This is a genomic window from Salinactinospora qingdaonensis (assembly GCF_039539445.1).
Taxonomy (GTDB): Bacteria; Actinomycetota; Actinomycetes; order Streptosporangiales; family Streptosporangiaceae; genus Salinactinospora; species Salinactinospora qingdaonensis.
Window position 1 is genome coordinate 158911 of the sequence record NZ_BAABDD010000010.1, and the last position, 18315, is coordinate 177225.

The following is an 18315-nucleotide window of genomic DNA, read 5'->3' on the forward strand; positions in this document are numbered from 1 at the left end:
ACAGTCCGGCCACAGCACCGAGAACACCGACAGCGCCGAGAGCGCGCTGTTGGGCGAGTTCAAGCGCTACCTCAGCGCCGAGTTGCATCGCTCGCCCCACACCGTGCGCGCCTACGTCGGCGATGTGCGCGCACTGCTCGGCTATCTCGCAGAGGTGGGCGCCAACATCGACGAGTTGGAAATCTCGCTACTGCGAGGGTGGTTGGCGCGGCTGCGCGACCGTGGCGCGAGCCGTGCGACCGTGGCGCGGCGCATCGCCGCCGCCCGGGTGTTCACGGCCTACCTACACCGGCTCGGCCGGTTGGCTACCGACCCCGGGCTGCTGCTGGCCAGCCCCAAACAGCAGCGGCGGCTGCCCGCTGTGCTTGAAGAGGACACCGTCGCCCGCGCCTTCGCCCCTGCGGGTGAGGACACGTCGCCGCTGGCGCTACGGAGGCAGGCCGTGGTGGAGACGCTCTACGCCACGGGGATTCGGGTGGCGGAGTTGTGTGGGCTCGACCTCGATGACGTCGACCGCGAGCGCGCCACGCTGCGGGTACGCGGCAAAGGGGGCAAGGAGCGCGTGGTGCCGATCGCGCCGCGGGCGTTGGTCGCGCTGGATCACTGGTTGAGCCGGGGACGGCCGTGCTGGGCCGCCGGCCACAGTGGGGCCGCGGTCTTCCTGGGGGCCAGAGGGGGCCGGCTTGGGACCCGCTCGGCTCGCCGCGACGTGCACGGGTACATGGGCGCGCTCGCGCGCGACGGCGAGAGGGACAGCGCCGCTGACGTCACCCCGCACGGCCTGCGTCACAGTGCCGCCACCCATCTGCTCAACGGGGGCGCCGATCTGCGCAGTGTCCAGGAGATCCTGGGGCACTCCTCCCTGTCGAGCACCCAGATCTACACTCATGTCTCGATCGAACGGCTCACCCGCACCTACAACCAGGCCCATCCGCGCGCCTGAGCCGTGGTGGCCGCCGGGGTGGTGCGGCAGCGGCAACAGCCGCACCTCGCCCTGTCCCAACAGCAGCAGCGGGTCGAGGTAGCCATGGCGGTCCAGCAGTCCCCAATGCAGGCAACTTCTCGGGGCGCAGTGGGTCCCTTTTTCAGTGAGCCTTCCGATGAGCTGGCCCGCGGCCACGGTCGCGCCGCGCTTCACCCGCGGGACAAGCGGCAGGTAGGTGGTGCGCAGCTCGCCGTGGACGATGCTGACGACCCCGCGCCCAGCGACGGAGCCGGCGAAGGCGACCCGGCCCGCGCCGGCGGCGTGGACGGGATCGCCGGGGCGGGCAGCCAGGTCGACGCCGCGATGGCCGGCCAGCCACGGTTCGGGGGGCGGAGCGAAGGAGCGCACGACCGTCAGCTCGCCTGCGAGGGGGCTGCGCCAGGCGGTGGCGTCGGCCCGGACCGGCAGCGGGAACGACACGCCCACGGCCAGCATCGCGCAGGCCAGTGCCAGAGGCGCCAGCACACGCGGGAGGCGCGAGATAAGCGACTGCACGCCACGGCAGTGGGCAACGGTGTGATGGCGGGGACTTAGGTGGTGCATGCGATCAGCTTGGCCCAGTGCGTCGCCGCCGCGCACTTGTGATGTGCGGACTGTGGATAACCCGTCGCCGCCGCGCTGCTTTGCGCTGTTCTGAGGTGGAGCGGTGTCGACATTCACCTTTGGCCGCATCCTTGACACGAACCCGCGGCAGAGGTTACACGCCCCGTCGGCGGCGTGTGGCAGCTAGAATCGTTGCGTGGTTCCTCGCGAACCACACATCTCGCGCGTCCTTGTGCTTCCTTACCGGGAAGGGCCGACTCTTACGGTCCACGCCGCAGGCGTGGCGGAGCGGTCAGGACGCTAGGAACAACCGAGGCGGACATGTTCCGCCGTGACTGGGAGGACCTTGTCATGGCCGCAGTCGTGACGATTCGCCAGCTCCTTGAGAGCGGCGTCCACTTCGGGCACCAGACTCGCCGCTGGAACCCGAAGATGAAGCGCTTCATCTTCACTGAGCGCAATGGCATCTACATCATCGACTTGCAGAAGTCGCTCTCCTACATCGACCGCGCCTACGAGTTCGTGAAGGAGACGGTGGCCCACGGCGGCACCATTCTCTTCGTGGGCACCAAGAAGCAGGGGCAGGAGGCCATCGACGAGCAGGCGCGCCGCGTGGGGATGCCCTTCGTCAATCAGCGTTGGCTCGGTGGCATGCTCACCAACTTCTCCACGGTCCACAAGCGGCTGCAACGGCTCAAGGAGCTGGAGGAGATCGACTTCGACGACGTCGCCGCCTCTGGCCTGACCAAGAAGGAGCTGCTGGGGCTGCGCCGCGAGAAGGACAAGCTGGAGCGCACGCTCGGCGGTATCCGCGACATGTCCCGCGTTCCCAGCGCGGTGTGGATCGTCGACACCAAGAAGGAGCACATCGCGATCAGCGAGGCGCGTAAGCTCAACATTCCGGTGGTCGCGATCCTCGACACCAACTGCGACCCCGATGAGGTCGACTACCCCATTCCGGGCAATGACGACGCTATTCGCAGCGTTAGCCTACTCACCCGTGTGGTCGCCGACGCCGTGGCCGATGGCCGACTGGCTCGCTCCGGGGGCGCGGAGAAGACCGCTGAGGAGCCGCTGGCCGAGTGGGAGCGCGAACTCCTGGAAGGCAAGGGCGAGACCGATACCCAGGACCAGCAGGTCACGACCCCGGCCGAGACGGAGAAGGCCGAGGCCACCGCGACCGCTGACGCGGCCGAGGGCGAGACCTCCGTTTCCTGACTAGGTGTGGCTCGGGGCGGCGTCACAACGACGCGCCCCCGAGCCCGTGGCCCCTTTTCCCGTCCCGACTCTTCACGGATAGAGAACAGTAATGGCGAACTATACTGCCGCCGACGTCAAGAAGCTTCGTGAACTCACTGGCGCCGGCATGATGGCGTGCAAGAAGGCCCTGGAGGAGGCGGAGGGCGACTTCGACAAGGCGGTTGAGGCGCTGCGCGTCAAGGGCGCTAAGGACGTCAACAAGCGCGCCGAGCGTACCGCGGCCAACGGTCTAGTGGCGCTGCACGCCGTGGACGACACCGCCGCCGCGCTGGTCGAGCTCAACTGTGAGACCGACTTCGTCGCTAAGAACGAGAAGTTTCAGCAGTTGGCCGCCGACATCGCTGACTTCGTGGCCCGTACCGGCGACACCGACCCCGCCAGCTTCCTGGACTCCGAGTACGCTGACGGAAAGACCGTGCGGACCCTGATCGAGGAGCACAGCGCGGTCATCGGTGAGAAGCTCGAACTGGGGCGCTTCACCAAGTTCGAGGGCACCTATGTGGCCAGCTACCTGCACAAGAGCGACCCCGACCTGCCGCCCACGCTGGGTGTGCTCGTCGAATTGGACACGTCCGACGCCGACGTCGCCAGGGACCTTGCCCAGCAGATCGCCGCACTGGCGCCGCGCTACATCAGCAAAGACGATGTGCCCGCCGACGTGGTCGAGAACGAGCGCCGTGTCGCTGAGGCAACGGCTAAGGAAGAGGGCAAGCCGGAGCAGGCGCTGCCCAAAATTATCGAAGGGCGTGTCAACGGCTTCTTCAAGGACGTGACACTGCTGGGCCAGCCCTTCGTCAAGGACAACAAGAAGACCGTCCAGCAGGTGGTCGACGAGGCCGGCGTCACTGTACGCCGCTTCGTGCGGTTTAAGGTCGGCGAAGCCTAGAACGTTTGACATGATGGGAGGTGCCGGGGGTGACCCCGGCACCTCTGGTGGATCAGGCCCGGTTTGCCGCTGATGTGGCGAATCGGGCGGATGTGTACCACTCGGGGGAAACAGAGGGAGGCCGACCAGCCGTGCCGGAGACCGAAGGGCATACCGCCGCCACCAGGCCAGCCATGTACGACCATGGAAGGCGTCGCGTAGTGCTGAAGCTTTCGGGGGAAGCGTTCGCCGGCGGCGACCAGCTCGGGATCGATCCCGGCGTGGTGCAGTATCTCGCTGACGCCATCGCGTCGGCCGTCGCGGAGAACATAGAGGTCGCCGTCGTCGTTGGCGGTGGCAACATGTTCCGTGGCGCCGTCCTTTCGGAGAGTGGGATGGAGCGAGGCCGGGCCGACTACATGGGCATGCTCGGTACGGTCATCAACTGCCTCGCTCTTCAGGACTTCCTGGAGGGGCTGGGAGTCGACACGCGGGTGCAGACTTCCATCCACATGAGCCAGGTGGCTGAGGCCTACATCCCGCGTCGTGCGGTGCGCCATCTCCAGAAGGGCCGTGTGGTGATCTTCGGTGCCGGTTTGGGGGCCCCTTTCTTCTCCACTGACACCACCGCCGCCCAGCGTGCTTTGGAGATCGGTGCGCAGGCAGTGCTCAAGGGGACTCAGGTCGACGGAGTGTACGACTCCGACCCACACCGCAATCCGCACGCCGTCAAGTTCGACCGACTTGACTACAACGAGGTGCTCACCCGCGGGTTGAAGGTCATGGACGCCACCGCGGTGAGCCTGTGCATGGACAATGCTTTGCCGATCGTCGTCTTTGACCTGATGACCAAGGGCAACATCGTCCGCGCCATCAGAGGCGAGAAACTCGGCACGATCGTGTGTCACGCTGATAGTTGACTTAGCGTAGACCTCAAACCGACGCATCGCGACATCCGGGAGCCGAAATGATCGAAGAGACACTCCTCGAAGCCGAGGAGAAGATGGAGAAGGCCGTCGCGGTCGCCAAGGAGGACTTCGCCAGTATCCGTACCGGCCGCCCTGGCCCCGCGACCTTCAACCGGATCACCGCCGAGTACTACGGCACGCAGACCCCCATCAACCAGCTCGCGTCCTTCCAGGTTCCCGAACCGCGCATGGTGGTCGTCTCGCCGTTCGACAAGGGGTCGGCCCAGGCCATCGAAAAGGCCATCCGCGACAGTGATCTTGGCGTCAATCCGGCCAACGACGGTAACGTCATCCGTGTCGTCTTTCCTGAGCTGTCGGAGGAGCGCCGCAAGGACTACGTGAAGGTCGTCCGCTCCAAAGCCGAGGACGGGCGGGTTTCCATCCGCAACGTGCGTCGCCACGCTAAAGACTCCTTCGACAAGGCCGTGAAACAGGGCGAGATCGGTGAGGACGAGGGGCGGCGCGCTCAAGAGGAGCTTGAGGAGCTCACCCACAAGTATGTCGCCGAGGTCGACGAGTTGCTCAAGCACAAGGAATCCGAGCTGCTTGAGGTCTAGTGTCAGTCTCTAACTCATCGGCGTCCGGCGGCGGGGCCGACGACTCGGCGGACTCGGGGGGCCGATCCCACAAGAAGATCCGCACGGGACGTAATCTCCCGCTCGCCATTTGCAGCGGTGTGGCGCTCGGCGCTCTCGTCCTCGTATCGATTTATCCCTATCCGGCCGCTTTCGTGGCGATCGCCATGGTGGCCGTCCTCATCGGACTGCGGGAACTTCACCGGGCGTTTCGCTCCCTCGATATCAGCCCGGCGCTCCTCCCGCTGGTAGCGGGAGGACTGGGGATGCAGGTCGCCGCCTATTTCGGCGGTCCGGCATGGCTGCTCGGTGTCTTGGCCGTCACCGTGATCGTCGCCCTGTCGTGGCGGCTGCGCGACGGACCGGAGGGCTACGTACGCGACGCCACCTCCAGTGTCTTCATCGCGATCTACCTCCCGCTGCTGTTGGGAACCTGGCTGTTGCTGCTGGCCTCGCCCGGCGACGGTCAGGAGCGGATGATCGCCTTCATCATCGTGACGATCAGCAGCGACATCGGTGGCTATTTCGCCGGTATCACCGCGGGACGCCACAAGATGGCGCCGACGATCAGTCCCAATAAGACCTGGGAGGGCTTTGCCGGCTCTGTCGCGGCCTGCATGATCGCGGGGGCGCTTACCGTGTGGCTCATGCTTGGTGGCCCGGTGTGGGCCGGTCTGGTGTTGGGTGTGGCGGTCGTGTTGGCCGCCACCGTCGGCGACCTGATCGAGTCGCTGATCAAGCGTGATCTTGGCGTCAAAGACATGGGGAGCTTCATGCCCGGCCACGGTGGCCTGCTCGACCGGCTCGATTCTCTCCTGGTCGCCGGGCCCGTGGCCTGGGTCGTGCTCACGCTGCTGGTGCCCGCCCCGGCCTGACCGTGGCCGGCTACAGCTCTAGGCTCGCCGGCGTGCCGCGGCTGGCGGTGCTGTTAGCTCATGATCCAACTGCGGCCTTCGGCGGCGAGTTTGGCGAGGAGGGTCGTGGAGTCGTGTTCCTTGGCGAAGAGATGCTCGGGCCGGGTGATGGGGATCACCCACAGCCAGGTCACTGGGTCGCCATGGAACTGTAGGCCTGAGGTGTCGGGTGGGGGGCCGCTGCCGTTGCCGGCCAGCGGACCGGGATCGGCCACGAGCAGTACGGCGGCATTATCCCCGCGCAGCGGTGAGTCTTCGGCGCTGCGCATCCATTTCACGCTGTGACCCGGCCCGAACCAGGTGACGGCGCGCCAGGGAAACGTGCCCAGCCACCGGAAGACACGGGCGGCCAGATGGGAGGGGCCGGTGGTGGCCAGCGCGAGCTCGATGCGCGCATAGGCCGAGGTGTCGGCCATGTAGCGGTCGAGGGTGGGCATGCGCTGGCCGCACATGCCCACGGTGCTCAGCACCGTGTACGGCCGCTCTGGGGTGGCCGGCCGTTCGGAGACGCGGATCAGGGGGGCGTGGCCGTCGGAGACGTCCCAGTAGTGCCCGGCCGGCCCCACGGTGCGGGTGAGGTGGTTGAAGACGGTGCGCTGTACGTTGCGCCAGGCATTGGGCGCCTCACGCCACTGCCAGTAGGCTTCGGCGTGCACCACGCGCGGCCACAGTTGGGCGGCGACGTCGTCGAGCGCCCACGCATAGGGGCTGCGGCCGATGGCTTCCCGGGCATAGCCGGGCAGACCGCGGTCGGCTTCTGCCCAGCCGGGGATGATCGCCAACAGTCCGTCGCTGTCGAGCAGTGCGATCCCGTCGCCCTCTTCGAACCACACCACGCGCAACCGGTCGGGGTCGAAGGGGGCGCGTCCCTGAGGATGTTTGGTGTGCTGGGCCGGCATCAGCGGAGCCCGGCCGTCGTCAGGGGTTTCCTGGCCGATGTCGGGGGCGAGTTCGTGGTTGGCCAACCATACGGGAACGCGGACCGCCCCGCGTGGGTCGATCAGGTAGGCGGCGGTGGTCCGGCCGTCACACTCGACGATGAGCCGCCGGCTCTGGTAGGGGCTCACCCGGTCGAGGAGGATCCGAGTTGTGGCCACAGCTCCTCCTCATTGGTCGTTGCCCACGCGCCCCCACCTACCGTGCAACATAGTATGGACGGTAGTGCCGTATGGGCGGCGTTGGCGCTGCTCGGTTGTGTCAGGCCACAAATTACCGCGAAGCGTCGGTCTGCCGCTGCCCCCGTTGTCTCTCCTTCTGGATCTTAGTCATGCCTGCCGAGCTCACTTTCGTATCGCCCAACCGTGCCCGCCCGCCGCGGCATCTCGCCGACCTCAGTCCGCAGGATCGCCAGGCCGCCGTCGCCGAGCTGGGGGAGAAGCCGTTCCGGGCCAAGCAGCTCGCGCAGCACTACTTCGGTCATCTCGAATCCGATACCGCAGCTATGACCGACCTGCCGGCGGCCTCCCGAGAACGGCTCGGGGAGGCGCTGCTGCCGCGGCTGCTCACGGTGGTGCGTCATGTCACCTGCGACGGCGGGATGACGCGCAAGACGTTGTGGCGCGCTTTCGACGGGGTGATGTTCGAGTCGGTGCTCATGCGCTACCCCGACCGCGTCACGCTGTGCGTGTCCTCCCAAGCCGGGTGCGGCATGAACTGCCCCTTCTGTGCCACGGGCCAAAACGGCCTCACCCGTAACCTCTCGACCGGCGAGATCGTTGACCAGATCGTGTCGGTGGCGCGGGATCTGGAGCGCGGCGAGGTCGCCGGCGGCCCGGGGCGCATCGGCAACATCGTGTTCATGGGGATGGGGGAGCCGTTGGCCAACTACCGGCGCGTCTTCGACGCGGTACGACGGATCACCGATCCTGTCCCCGGCGGGTTGGGGCTCTCCCAGCGCGGGGTGACGATCTCCACGGTCGGGCTGGTGCCGGCGATGCACAAGCTGGCCGCCGAGCGGACGCAGGTGCGGCTCGCGGTCTCGCTGCATGCCCCCGACGACGAGCTACGCGATGAGCTGGTCCCGGTCAACAACCGTTGGCCGGTCGCCGAGGTGCTCGATGCAGCCTGGCACTACGCTGACGTGACCGGTCGCCGGGTTTCGATCGAGTACGCGCTGATCCGCGACATCAACGATCAGGCTTGGCGCGCCGACATGCTTGGTGAGCTGCTCGCCGGCCAGTTGACCCATGTCAATCTCATCCCGCTCAACCCCACGCCCGGCTCCAAATGGACCGCCTCGCGCCCCGAGGACGAGCGTGAATTCGTCCGCCGGTTGCAGGCCCACGGTGTTTCGGTGACGATCCGCGATACGCGGGGCCAGGAGATCGACGGTGCGTGTGGTCAGCTCGCCGCGGCCGAGAAGTAGCCGAAGCGGAGGCGCCGCCGTGCCGGCGGGAGTCCCGTCGTGATCGAAGTCGCTTTCGCTTTCCTCCTCGCGCTGCTCTCGGCGTTGCTGCCGTTCATCAACATCGAGCTCTACCTGCTGGGAGCGGCGGCCCTGTCGGGCGACGGCGTGCTCGTCGCGATGGCTGTGGCGGCGGGCGCCGGTCAGACCATCGGCAAGGTTGTCTACTACTACCTGGGTAAAGGCGTGCTCACGGCGGGCTGGCTGCGCCGTCGGGCGGAGAAGTCGGGGGGCTGGAGCGAGAAGATGGCCCGGTGGCGCCGGCGGGTCGAGGGGCGCCCCTGGTGGACGGGGGCTCTGGTAGGGCTGAGTTCCTTGACCAGCGTCCCTCCGTTCATGGTGGTCTCGGTGCTCGCGGGAACGCTGCGGATGTCGCTGGTGGCCTTCGTCGCGGTCACGATGGTTACTCGCACCGCCAGGTTTTTGCTGTTGGTCTATGCGCCGGGAGTGGCGGGGGCGATCCTGGCGTGAGCAGGGGGCTTGGGACGCAGCCGCCTTCCGCGAGAGCCGAAACGCCGTCCTCGCCGAACCCCCGGCACACGTAGCGCCGTGCCGGGAATCGGGCTTGACGTAGGGGGCGGAGGTCAGCGTGTTCTCCGGCCATGCTTGTGCAGCCTGAGGTAGAGGAAGCTTTCGGTTCCGGTGACCATGGCCACTGACCGGATGTCGCGCAGCAGGTCCAGCAGCCGTTCGTCGTTGGAGGCCACGACCTCGACGAGGAGGTCGAACGACCCGGCGGTGATCACGACGTGTTCGACGCCTTGGAGTTCGGCAACCTCGTCGGCGACGAGGCTGGGGTCCCCGTCGCAGCGGATGCCGATCATGGCTTGCCGGCTGAACCCGAGCATCACCGGGTCGGTCACGCCGACCACTTGGACGACGCCGGTCTCCAGCAATCGCTGCACCCGCTGACGCACCGCGGCTTCCGAGAGTCCTACCGCCTTGCCGATCGCAGCGTAGGAGCGCCGTCCGTCCTCTTGGAGCTGCTCGATGATGCGTTGAGCGGTGTCATCGAGAACGATGCCGTGCGAGTTGCCCTTTCGGGGTGTGGTCAGGTCCACCTGCTCTGCCACATGCGCCTCCGCTTTTCGCGTGATGGCTAGATGCCTCGTTTTACACATCCAATATCGCGTGGATGGGCCGGTGTGGGCGAGTGGAACGGCGGATTGACCCTGAGCTGCCCCTCCCCCTTCTAGCAGCGTTATTGCTGGTCATCGGTTATCGCCATCTAAGGTTGGCCACGTTCGGCCTCCAACGCCGTGCGTCACAGCTTGCCGCGCTCTCGCGGTCGCGCCCCCACGGTCGCGGCGGGGAGGGGATTTCGACGGCGTGACGCTGGCCAATGGCTGCGATAACCAAGAGACTGAACGCATGTCGGATCTGCTCGCACGTCACCGCGCCGTCATGCCCGCTTGGCTGGCCCTGTACTACGACACCCCCATCGAGATCGTCAGTGGTAAAGGCAACCGGCTCACCGACGCCGAAGGCCGTACTTATCTCGACTTCTTCGCGGGAATCGTCACGAACACGCTTGGCTACGACGTGGCTGAGGTTCGCGATGCCGTGGAACGCCAACTCGCGCGCGGTGTGGCACACACCTCCACCCTCTACCTACTACGCGGCCAGGTGGAGCTGGCCGAGAAGATCGCTCGGCTCTCCGGTATCCCCGAGGCCAAAGTGTTTTTCACCAACTCCGGTACCGAGGCCAACGAGACCGCGCTGCTGTTGGCCACGTGTGCACGCGGCTCCGACCAGGTGCTGGCGATGCGCAACAGCTACCACGGCCGCTCCTATGGCACGACTGCGGTCACGGGGAACCGGAGTTGGAAGAACTCCGCTCTGTCGCCGTTGAACGTGCACTACCTGCATGGCACCGACCGCGATCTGCCTGCCTTCCGTGCCCTGTCCGACGCCGGGTACATCGACGCCTGCGTGGCCGACCTGCGCGAGGTGCTGGCCACGGCAGCAGCCCCGGATCTCGCCTGTCTCATCGCCGAGCCGGTGCAGGGCGTGGGTGGGCTCACGGCGCCTCCCGACGGCTTGCTGGCCGCCTACAAGGAGGTGCTCGACGAGCACGGCATCCTGTTCGTCTCCGACGAGGTGCAAACGGCCTGGGGGCGCACCGGGGAGCATTTCTGGGGGATCGGTGCGCACGGCGTGGTCCCCGACGCTATGACCTTCGCCAAAGGGCTGGGCAACGGGGTGGCCATCGGCGGCGTCGTCGCACGTGGGGACCTGATGGACGTGCTGCCTGCCAACAGCCTGTCCACCTTTGGTGGCAACCCGATCGCCACCGCCGCGGCCAATGCCACCCTGGATTACATCCTCGACCACGAATTGCAGACCAACGCCGCCCGTTTGGGGGAGGTGCTGATGGCGGGGCTGCGCCCCCTGGTCGAGACCCTGCCCAGCGTGGCGGCGGTACGGGGCAAAGGACTGATGCTCGGTATGGAGTTGGTCAGGCCCGGCACGGGGGAGCCGGCACCGGAATTGGCCGCGGCGGCCCTGGAAGCGACTCGAGAGCGGGGGTTGCTCATCGGCAAGGGGGGCCTGCGCGGCAATGTGTTGCGTATGGCCCCGCCGCTGACGCTGCACGAGGAGGAGGCGCGCGAGGGCCTGGAGGTGCTCGTCGAAGCCGTCAGTGCTGTCGATGCGGCGGCGCGCTCTTGAGCCCTCCCCGTAGGGTGCCCTTAGTGGGGCCGCGACGGAGAGCTGACACTTGAGCTTCTGGAGAGTATCGGCGCGGTGAACAGGCAGCGAACCACGGACAAGCTTTCGCATACATATAGTCGCGGTGTCGACGCGGGGAGTATGGTTTCGATCAGTCGGCCGTAATGGACCGGCTTGTGCTGGCATAACGGGATGACGCACTCATTTCCCCTCCCCTCCCCCTCCATGGAAAGCGGGTGCGTCGCAGGGAGCGTTTCGGGTTCCCCCGCCTGGAGCGCGCCACGCCGTGGGGGCCTCCCGCTTCGTGGGAGGCCCCTCGGTGTCTGCCGGCGCTTATACCTGCCACGGTGGTCGGCCACCCCCGTGGGGCGCTCGCCGCGTGGTCGGTGACCCTTGCGCCTACAGTCGGGATCGTAGGGTCTGCTCAGTGCGCCGCGAGCGCATGGCGCGACGAACCCGCCTGGTGATCGGCCACGATTCCGGCGCATTCGCCGCACCCGTAGATGCCCGTGCCGTCGGGCAGTGCGCCCAGTGGCCGGCGAGGACGCGGCCACTTCGCGTGGCAGATCGCGCAGGCATCCCCCAATGCCTGCGCTGATGTCAGCGACTCGGGCTCGAAGATGTAGCTGCCCTCGTCAGTGTCCGTGCTTGTCGTGTGATCGCACACGATACGCAGACCGCTCAACGTCCTTGCTCCCCCCGTGGTTTAGGACAGTCTGGCGGGTCGATAGTTACTAACTATTTATTGAACCAGATGTGCCGTACTGTAGGAATGGTCTGGGCCATATTCCGTGACCGTAGGCATGTGTATGATAACTCTCAGTAGTAAAAAAGGGAATATGTTGCGTCCAGCTCTCGTGTTCGGTGCCGTCTAGCCTGGTATGTCGGCTTTTTCGGTGCTACTCGCTCGGCACGACCCGGAACCGGCGCAACCGCAGCGCCGGGTTTCGGCTACGGACGTCGCCGATGCGTTCGGTCGAGATCTCCCCCACGGCGACGCCCGTTTGTTCGCCCAATGCGGCCACGGTGACTCCCATGGGGTCGACCACCATGCTCGAACCGGCCCCTGTCGGTGCGTGCTGGCCGGCTGCGGCCACATACATAGTGTTCTCGATGGCACGGGCCCGCACGAGGGTGCGCCAGTGGTCCTCTTTCAACGGGCCGGGAACCCACGCCGCCGGTAGCAGCAGCACGTCGGCGCCGGCATCGACAATACGCCGGGTAACCTCAGGGAAACGCAGGTCATAGCATGTCTGCATCCCGAGCGTAACGCTGTCGACGGTGAATGTCTCCGGTGCGCTGATCTCCCCCGGCCGGATCACCGCGGACTCGGTGAACCCGAAGGCGTCGTAGAGGTGCAGCTTGCGGTAGGTGGCCACGATCTCGCCGCTGGGGTCCACCGCCAGGAGCGTGTTGTGGACGCGCTTGTCCTCTTCGCTGGCCTCATTGACCCCGGCGACAACGTGAACCCCATGCTCGCGGGCCAGCCCGCGCACGCCCGAGACGAACGCCCCCGTGAGGGGCTCGGCGGCGTCGATGAGGCGATGATCGGTGCGCGGCACCGTGAACATCGTGTACTCCGGCAGGACCACCACGCCGGCACCGCGCTCGGCGGCCTCGGCCACCAGCGCCCTCGCGCCGGCCAGGTTCTCGTCTTTGTCCTCACCCGGCGCGAACTGGGCCACAGCCACATGCACGGTCGTCACTCTCCCTCTGCCGGGCCCGATCCGGTTGACCGGATCACCGCTCTCCTGCCCTTGGGGTCCATCGTCGCAGACGTATACCGCTCGTGCCCGCGGCGCTCCCCGCAGCGGCGTGGCGGGGACGTCGACGCAGGCGGGGGCGGTCCGCTCCGGCCCCACGACCGCCGCGACGGCTAGGATCTCTCCCATGAGGTGGTCGTTTCGTTACCGCTCTCCCTCACCAGCCGAGGAGAGTCCCCGGCTCGCGCGTCGGCGCCTCCGGCCGCGCCGAGCGTAGGGTAGACCGCCGGCAGCCCGGCACTGCACGGTCGGCCCCGCTGTCGCTGCGGCCCCGGCTCGCCCCTCGTCGCCGCGTCCAGGCGATAGGCACGGGCCAGGAGCCCGTTGTCCGGCTGCCGCTGGAGCCGGCCGCCAATGAGAGGAGTCCGCTGTGCCGCCCACCCTCGGCGCCGTCCTCCGCGCCCGGCGCCTGCACCTGCGACTGCTCACCGACGACACCCGCCTCGACAACCGGGTGCGCTGGGTGGCCGTCAGCGAGCTCACCGACCCAACTCCTTACCTGGCCGGTGGGGAACTTGTGCTTACCACCGGTGTGCGCTGGCAAGAGACAACAGACCTAGCCGCCTATGACTATGTGCGGCGCCTAGTCGAGCACGGCGCCACCGCGTTGGGATTTGGCACCGGAGTCGTGCACGAGGCCGTGCCTGCGGAGCTCCTTGCGGCTGCGCGGGAGCTGGGACTGCCGCTGCTGGAAGTTCCGCTGGCCACCCCCTTCATCGCGGTCGGTGAGGAAGTGTCGCGCCTGGTGGCCCGTGAGGAGTACGAAGGGCTGACCCGTGCTTTTGATGCCCAGCGCAGGCTGACAGAGGCCGCCCTGCGTGGCGAACGTGCGGTGGTCGACACGCTCGCCGAGGAGGTGGATCGCTGGGCGCTGCTGTTCGCTCCCGACGGCGAGTTACGCCACGCCGCGCCGGAGTCGGTGGCCGACCGTTCCCCCGCTTTGGCTGCGGAGGTGCGTGCGTTGCGGGGGGCGCGCCGTCCCACTGGTGTCTCGGTAACGGTCGCGGGCGACAGTGTCGCGTTACAGCCGCTCGGTGTCGGAGAACGGGGGCGGGCAGTGCTCGCCGTGGGTGGGCCGCGCCCCCTGGAGACCCACGAGCGCACACTGGTCAACGCCGCTGTCTCTTTGCTGTCTCTGGAGTTGGCCCGCACCGCCCCCGAGCGCAGGGTGGGCCTGCGTGCGGCAGTACTGACGGCGCTCCTGGCAGGGGCGATCGACCTGAATGCCGCCGCTCGACTGCGTGAGGCGCTGCCGACCGAGCCGGTTGTGCTGGCGCTGGCTCCCGCCGCGACACTGCAACAGCGCTGGCCCGCCCAGTTGGCGCCCCACCTCGCCGCCGACATCGACGATCGTGTCGTGGTGCTGGGAACAGCCGACAGCGATCCCGCCGCCGGCCTAGCCGCGCTCACCGGCGGACCTGTCGGCGCGGCCGAGCCCGCCGAGTACACTGACCTGCCCGGCGCGTGGACGCGGGCCGAGGCAGCGCTGGGGGCCGCCCAGCGGGCGGGAGCGGGACTGGTGCGCTACCGCGACGCGCCGGGTGGGCTCATGGGACTGCTCGCCACCCCCGAGGGACTGCGGCGCGCCCATGAGTTGCTCGCACCGCTGGCCTCGCACCGCTCCTCGGCTGAGCTGGTGGCGTCCCTACGCGCCTATCTCGCCGCGGCCGGCCGCTGGGATGCCGCTGCCGAGTCGCTGAGGGTGCATCGCCATACGCTGCGCTACCGTATCGCTCGGATTCGCGAACTCCTGCCCGGTGACCTCGACGATCCCGATTACCGCGCCGAGTTGTGGCTCGCGCTGCGGGTGGCCCGGGACAGCCCCGACGCCGCCCGGTGAGGTTGGCGCCGCAGCAAAGCCGTGCTCGCCCAGGCAAAGGGCCCGAGAGGGAATCGGAGAGCGGGCGCTGCCAGCCGGCTACTCGGTGTTCCAACGTGCTCCAACGGCCTCTCCCCGCTCTTGGGGCTTGGTCGTGCCGGGCCGCTGGAGCGGCGTGGCCCCTGCGATCGAGAGAGGGCGGCCCGCCATCTTCGCGGCAATTAGTACGAAACGCTGCAATCAGTGCAGCATTCTGACAGCGTGACCATGGGTATCCGTGTGCCCCTGTGAGCATCCGTGCCAGCGCTGGAAGGAAGAGCGTCGATGAGGACCGGTCAACATAGCGGGGAGGGGACAGCGGCGCGTCCAGCCGCACCTGGTCAGCCCGGGCCGCAGCCAACGGTTATGGTTCCCGAGCCCGACACCTACTACATCGACCCCGTCCACTCCACGGTCGGGTTCGCTGCTGCACTACAGGATCTCGTTCCCGTGCACGGCAGGTTCAGCAACGTCTCCGGGGTCGTGTGGGTCCATGAGGAGCCGGCAACGAGCTCGGCCTCAGTCACCATTGAGACGGCTGGCATCGACACGGGAATCGAGCGCCGCGACAACCACCTGCGGTCGCCGGAGTTCCTTGACGTGGAGCGCTATCCCACGATGAGTTGGCGCGGAACGGGGGTCGAAGCCACCGACGACCCCCGCACATGGGTCTTCCACGGTGTCCTGACACTGCGGGACCGTTCGATCGAGGTGCCGTTGACCGGTCAGTTCCTTGGCGACAGGGCCTATCCCTTCGGTGCGGCTACGTTGGTCTCGTGCAGCGCTGTGGCCCGTATCGACCGGTTCGCTTTCGGGATTGAAGCTATGCCTCCCAGCCGCGGAGCAAAACTCTTCATCGGGCGCTATGTCGACATCTACCTTGACATTGCACTGATCAACGCCGACATCAGCTTCTTCACGCAGCGTTTCATGGGCAATCCCGTGATCGACAAACGGTGATCGCCCCTGGGGCAGCGCGACGCTGCCGTGCGGGTTCAGGTCCGCGCGGCAGCGTCGCGGTTATAGAAGCCGTTTACTGCGTGCTCGTGAGGTAGTTGGTGAGGTACTCGCGAGCCCGCTCGTGGGCGTTGGCCCTATCCAGCGCTTCGGCGGTGCTGGTGCTGGAACCGCCGAACTGGCGCACAGCGGCGTAGTAGATCTCGGCGACCCCTTCGCACAGGAAGCTGCCGTCGCACTGGGTGTACATGTCGTCTCGGAACTGCTCGTCGATGCGGAGCCGGTTGCTCTCGGTGAACCGTTCCTGGAGTTGGTAGTTGCGGTAGCCGAAGTCATGGCGGTGGCAGCTCGGCAGGAAGTTGTACCCCAGTGGCTCGTCGGGGGACCACGAGCAGCCGTCGGAACTCCAGTCCAGATGGGCAGGGTAGGGGGCGCGCGCCCGGATGTCGCTGAAGGAGTCCAGGGACACCTCGTAGAGGTAAGTATCGGTGACGTCGCGCACCTGGGCAGGAGTAAGCGCGGCCTGTGCCACTCCCGTTCCCAGCAGCGGCAACAGTGCCGCTATAGCCAGCGTGAGCATCGACATGAGGGCACGTCTTGCGGCGAGGCGCATGCGGGGGAGTCCTTCCCGGTCGACGAATCGGTAACCCTTGAGTAGTAAGCGATAACCGAGTGCTCACGGAAGCGACGCGCCCAAAACAGAAGGTGATGGCTTGGTTACTTTACGGTGTTCTCAGGGGTGGCCGTGCCCGCAGCCCTCTCCGGCGTCTTCCCCACCGGGTGTCCTCACACGCCGCGCGATACCCGCCAACTACGCGCCCCCGCCAGGTCGGTGGCGCGCTGTGGGCCCCATGACCCCTGGGGGTAGCTGATGGGGGTGGGCGGGTGGCGCAACAGCCGGTCACATGCCTGCCAGATCCGCTCTACCTCGTCGTCACGAGTGAACAGCATCTGGTCGCCGCGCATCACGTCGAGGAGGAGCCGCTCGTAGGCGGGTACCGCTCGCTCCTCGTCGAATGCCTCGGCGAAGTCCAGCACGAACCGCGCCGGCGCGATCTCCAGCTCGGGACCGGGACGCTTGGTGCGCACGTCGATGCTGATGCGAGGCTCCACCGTCAGCTCGAAGGCCAACTCGTCCCCGCCGGGGGAGGCGTCGTTTCCGCTGCCGAACAAGGGCGGGGGCTCGCGAAAGCCGATCGTGACGGTGCGCCGCTGGGCTGCCAGCGCCTTGCCGGTGCGCAGCAGGAAAGGCACCTCCTTCCAGCGCCAATTGTCGATGCGGGCCTCTGCCGCCACGAACGTCTCCACCTGCGAGTCCGCAGCCACCCCCGCTTCGTCCCGGTACCCCTCGTACTGGCCGAACACCGTGCGCTCGGGAGTGAGGGGACGCACCGAGTCGAACACCTTGGCCTTTTCGGCACGCAGCGTTTCGGCGGTGAGGCGAGACGGGGGCTCCAGCGCGACGAAGCCCAGCAGTTGAAACAGATGCGTCGACACCATGTCGCGGAATGCGCCGGTAGTCTCGTAGAAACCGGCCCGCCCTTCGATGGCGGATGCTTCGGGCACGTCGATCTGCACATAGCTGATGTGGTGGCGATTCCACACCGGTTCGAACAGCCCGTTGGCGAAGCGCAGCGCGAGCACGTTTTGGACAGCTTCCTTGCCCAGAAAGTGATCGATCCGAAAGACCTGGGACTCGGTGACGACCTCATGCAGCGTCGCGTTGAGGGTGCGGGCGGACTCCAGGTCGGTGCCGAACGGCTTCTCCAGGACCAGCCGCGCGTCCTTGGCCAGTCCCGTGCGTCCCAGCATGGTGATCATCGGCTCGGTGACGTCTGGCGGCACTGACAGGTACACCAGGCGTTCGGCATGCCCGCCCAGTTCCCGCTCCAGTTCGGCTACGCGGGTGGCCAGGTGCGCACCGTCGTCTGGAGTGGCGGCGCTGTAGCAGACCTTGGCTGCGAAGGCGTGGCGTGCCTGCTCGTCTCCGGGATCGTCGGCGAACTCCACCAGCGCCTCGCACACGTGCGCGCGGAAGTCGGCGTCGCGGCGCTGGCGTTGCCCAGCCGCCGCGACGCGCAGTGGCGGCAGCAGGCCGGCGCGGTCCAGGCGGAACAGTCCGGGAAACAGTTTGCGCCGGGCGAGGTCACCGGTAGCTCCCAGCAGCACGAGAACCTGCGGGACGAGTGGGGCGCTCTCGCGGGTCGATGTCATAGGCCAATCCCCCCGACCATGCGCATTCGAGACGTCGCTGCGGTCGGACCACAGCGCGGGCCTCCCGGCTGCTACCCGCGGGCGGCGGGCCTAACGTGACCGCCGGGCACAGGGCAGAGCCATTGACACATCGCAGACGACGGGCTGCCTGGTTGTGCGTTGCGGAAAGCCTCCTGGTGATGGGTGTGGATGGCCAGCCCACCACCGCTTCCCGGCCGACCACGGCAGAGCACCGCCCGACCCCCGGGGCAGTGGGGCGACTGCTTTCCCCGGTCGCCGGCCGGGCCGCTCCCGCAGCCACCCAGCCGGCCGGCACCCTCTACGTCTTCCCCCGCCTGT

18 protein-coding genes and 1 pseudogene are annotated in these 18315 nt (G+C 67.4%); 12 read left to right on the forward strand and 7 right to left on the reverse strand.

Annotation, left to right across the window (positions count from 1 at the left end):
• Positions 1-46 precede the first annotated feature (46 nt).
• Positions 47-943 (forward strand): tyrosine recombinase XerC, encoded by an 897-nt coding sequence (locus ABD848_RS13120; protein WP_344971549.1) that lies wholly within the window; start codon positions 47-49, stop codon positions 941-943.
• Positions 944-1072: 129 nt separating this feature from the next.
• On the opposite strand, the pseudogene ABD848_RS13125 reads toward ABD848_RS13120, so the two are convergent.
• Positions 1073-1276: pseudogene (locus ABD848_RS13125) on the reverse strand (peptidoglycan DD-metalloendopeptidase family protein); the annotation flags it as partial.
• Here ABD848_RS13125 and ABD848_RS13130 point away from each other — a divergent pair.
• The 6 genes from ABD848_RS13130 (at position 1178) to ABD848_RS13155 (ending at position 6071) form a co-directional block, all read left to right on the forward strand.
• Entirely contained in the window at positions 1178-1519 is a 342-nt protein-coding gene (locus ABD848_RS13130; protein WP_344971485.1) for a hypothetical protein, read from the forward strand. The pseudogene ABD848_RS13125 and the gene ABD848_RS13130 sit on opposite strands and share 99 nt — an antisense overlap.
• 360 nt (positions 1520-1879) lie before the next feature.
• Positions 1880-2746, forward strand: a complete 867-nt coding sequence (gene rpsB / locus ABD848_RS13135) for a 30S ribosomal protein S2 (RefSeq protein ID WP_344971487.1) — start codon at positions 1880-1882, stop codon at positions 2744-2746.
• A 91-nt stretch (positions 2747-2837) separates the two neighbouring features.
• Entirely contained in the window at positions 2838-3674 is an 837-nt protein-coding gene (gene tsf / locus ABD848_RS13140; RefSeq protein ID WP_344971489.1) for a translation elongation factor Ts, read from the forward strand.
• A gap of 173 nt (positions 3675-3847) precedes the next feature.
• Complete coding sequence (gene pyrH, locus ABD848_RS13145) at positions 3848-4573, forward strand: UMP kinase (protein WP_344971551.1); 726 nt, start codon at positions 3848-3850, stop codon at positions 4571-4573.
• Between the two features lie 47 nt (positions 4574-4620).
• Complete coding sequence (gene frr / locus ABD848_RS13150) at positions 4621-5178, forward strand: ribosome recycling factor (RefSeq protein WP_344971491.1); 558 nt, start codon at positions 4621-4623, stop codon at positions 5176-5178.
• Positions 5178-6071, forward strand: a complete 894-nt coding sequence (locus tag ABD848_RS13155; RefSeq protein ID WP_425567528.1) for a phosphatidate cytidylyltransferase — start codon at positions 5178-5180, stop codon at positions 6069-6071. Before frr ends, ABD848_RS13155 begins: the two co-directional genes overlap by 1 nt.
• Positions 6072-6124: 53 nt before the next feature.
• On the opposite strand, the gene ABD848_RS13160 is transcribed toward ABD848_RS13155, so the two are convergent.
• A complete protein-coding gene (locus ABD848_RS13160; RefSeq protein WP_344971495.1) occupies positions 6125-7207 on the reverse strand; it encodes a suppressor of fused domain protein in 1083 nt (360 codons plus the stop codon).
• 170 nt (positions 7208-7377) lie between these two features.
• Between ABD848_RS13160 and rlmN the strand changes: the two genes are divergently transcribed.
• Both rlmN and ABD848_RS13170 read left to right on the forward strand, forming a co-directional pair.
• Positions 7378-8475 (forward strand): dual-specificity RNA methyltransferase RlmN, encoded by a 1098-nt coding sequence (rlmN, locus tag ABD848_RS13165; RefSeq protein ID WP_344971497.1) that lies wholly within the window; start codon positions 7378-7380, stop codon positions 8473-8475.
• A 39-nt stretch (positions 8476-8514) separates the two neighbouring features.
• Positions 8515-8985 (forward strand): VTT domain-containing protein, encoded by a 471-nt coding sequence (locus tag ABD848_RS13170; RefSeq protein ID WP_344971499.1) that lies wholly within the window; start codon positions 8515-8517, stop codon positions 8983-8985.
• Positions 8986-9098: 113 nt separating this feature from the next.
• Here the strand turns inward: ABD848_RS13170 and ABD848_RS13175 are convergent, their stop codons facing one another.
• Positions 9099-9587, reverse strand: coding sequence for an Lrp/AsnC family transcriptional regulator (locus ABD848_RS13175; protein ID WP_344971502.1), 489 nt, complete (start codon positions 9585-9587; stop codon positions 9099-9101).
• 298 nt (positions 9588-9885) lie between these two features.
• Here ABD848_RS13175 and ABD848_RS13180 point away from each other — a divergent pair, with 298 nt between their 5' ends.
• The gene (locus tag ABD848_RS13180) at positions 9886-11184 is read left to right on the forward strand and encodes an aspartate aminotransferase family protein (RefSeq protein WP_344971504.1); all 1299 of its coding nucleotides are present in this window, start codon (positions 9886-9888) and stop codon (positions 11182-11184) included.
• A 424-nt stretch (positions 11185-11608) separates the two neighbouring features.
• Here the strand turns inward: ABD848_RS13180 and ABD848_RS13185 are convergent, their stop codons facing one another.
• Both ABD848_RS13185 and ABD848_RS13190 read right to left on the reverse strand, forming a co-directional pair.
• A complete protein-coding gene (locus tag ABD848_RS13185) occupies positions 11609-11869 on the reverse strand; it encodes a hypothetical protein (protein WP_425567529.1) in 261 nt (86 codons plus the stop codon).
• A 214-nt stretch (positions 11870-12083) separates the two neighbouring features.
• Positions 12084-13076 carry a carbon-nitrogen hydrolase family protein gene (locus tag ABD848_RS13190; protein ID WP_344971506.1) on the reverse strand — a complete coding sequence of 331 codons (993 nt, stop codon included), beginning with the start codon at positions 13074-13076 and terminating at the stop codon, positions 12084-12086.
• A 241-nt stretch (positions 13077-13317) separates the two neighbouring features.
• Here ABD848_RS13190 and ABD848_RS13195 point away from each other — a divergent pair, with 241 nt between their 5' ends.
• Together ABD848_RS13195 and ABD848_RS13200 are read left to right on the forward strand one after the other, a co-directional pair.
• Positions 13318-14787, forward strand: a complete 1470-nt coding sequence (locus ABD848_RS13195; RefSeq protein WP_344971508.1) for a PucR family transcriptional regulator — start codon at positions 13318-13320, stop codon at positions 14785-14787.
• A 384-nt stretch (positions 14788-15171) separates the two neighbouring features.
• Entirely contained in the window at positions 15172-15765 is a 594-nt protein-coding gene (locus ABD848_RS13200) for a YceI family protein (RefSeq protein WP_344971510.1), read from the forward strand.
• 73 nt (positions 15766-15838) lie between these two features.
• Here the strand turns inward: ABD848_RS13200 and ABD848_RS13205 are convergent, their stop codons facing one another.
• Positions 15839-16375: a phospholipase gene (locus tag ABD848_RS13205; protein WP_344971512.1), complete on the reverse strand. Its 537-nt coding sequence runs from the start codon at positions 16373-16375 to the stop codon at positions 15839-15841.
• A gap of 173 nt (positions 16376-16548) precedes the next feature.
• Positions 16549-17976, reverse strand: coding sequence for a glucose-6-phosphate dehydrogenase (zwf, locus tag ABD848_RS13210; protein ID WP_344971514.1), 1428 nt, complete (start codon positions 17974-17976; stop codon positions 16549-16551).
• Positions 17977-18315 lie beyond the last annotated feature (339 nt).

Coding starts and splice junctions, on each gene's coding strand:
- ABD848_RS13205 (WP_344971512.1), bottom strand. CDS start 16,375: ATGCGCCTCGCCGCAAGACGTGCCCTCATGTCGATGCTCACGCTGGCT.
- frr (WP_344971491.1), top strand. CDS start 4,621: ATGATCGAAGAGACACTCCTCGAAGCCGAGGAGAAGATGGAGAAGGCC.
- ABD848_RS13190 (WP_344971506.1), bottom strand. CDS start 13,076: ATGGGAGAGATCCTAGCCGTCGCGGCGGTCGTGGGGCCGGAGCGGACC.
- rlmN (WP_344971497.1), top strand. CDS start 7,378: ATGCCTGCCGAGCTCACTTTCGTATCGCCCAACCGTGCCCGCCCGCCG.
- pyrH (WP_344971551.1), top strand. CDS start 3,848: ATGTACGACCATGGAAGGCGTCGCGTAGTGCTGAAGCTTTCGGGGGAA.
- zwf (WP_344971514.1), bottom strand. CDS start 17,976: ATGACATCGACCCGCGAGAGCGCCCCACTCGTCCCGCAGGTTCTCGTG.
- tsf (WP_344971489.1), top strand. CDS start 2,838: ATGGCGAACTATACTGCCGCCGACGTCAAGAAGCTTCGTGAACTCACT.
- ABD848_RS13180 (WP_344971504.1), top strand. CDS start 9,886: ATGTCGGATCTGCTCGCACGTCACCGCGCCGTCATGCCCGCTTGGCTG.
- rpsB (WP_344971487.1), top strand. CDS start 1,880: ATGGCCGCAGTCGTGACGATTCGCCAGCTCCTTGAGAGCGGCGTCCAC.
- ABD848_RS13200 (WP_344971510.1), top strand. CDS start 15,172: ATGGTTCCCGAGCCCGACACCTACTACATCGACCCCGTCCACTCCACG.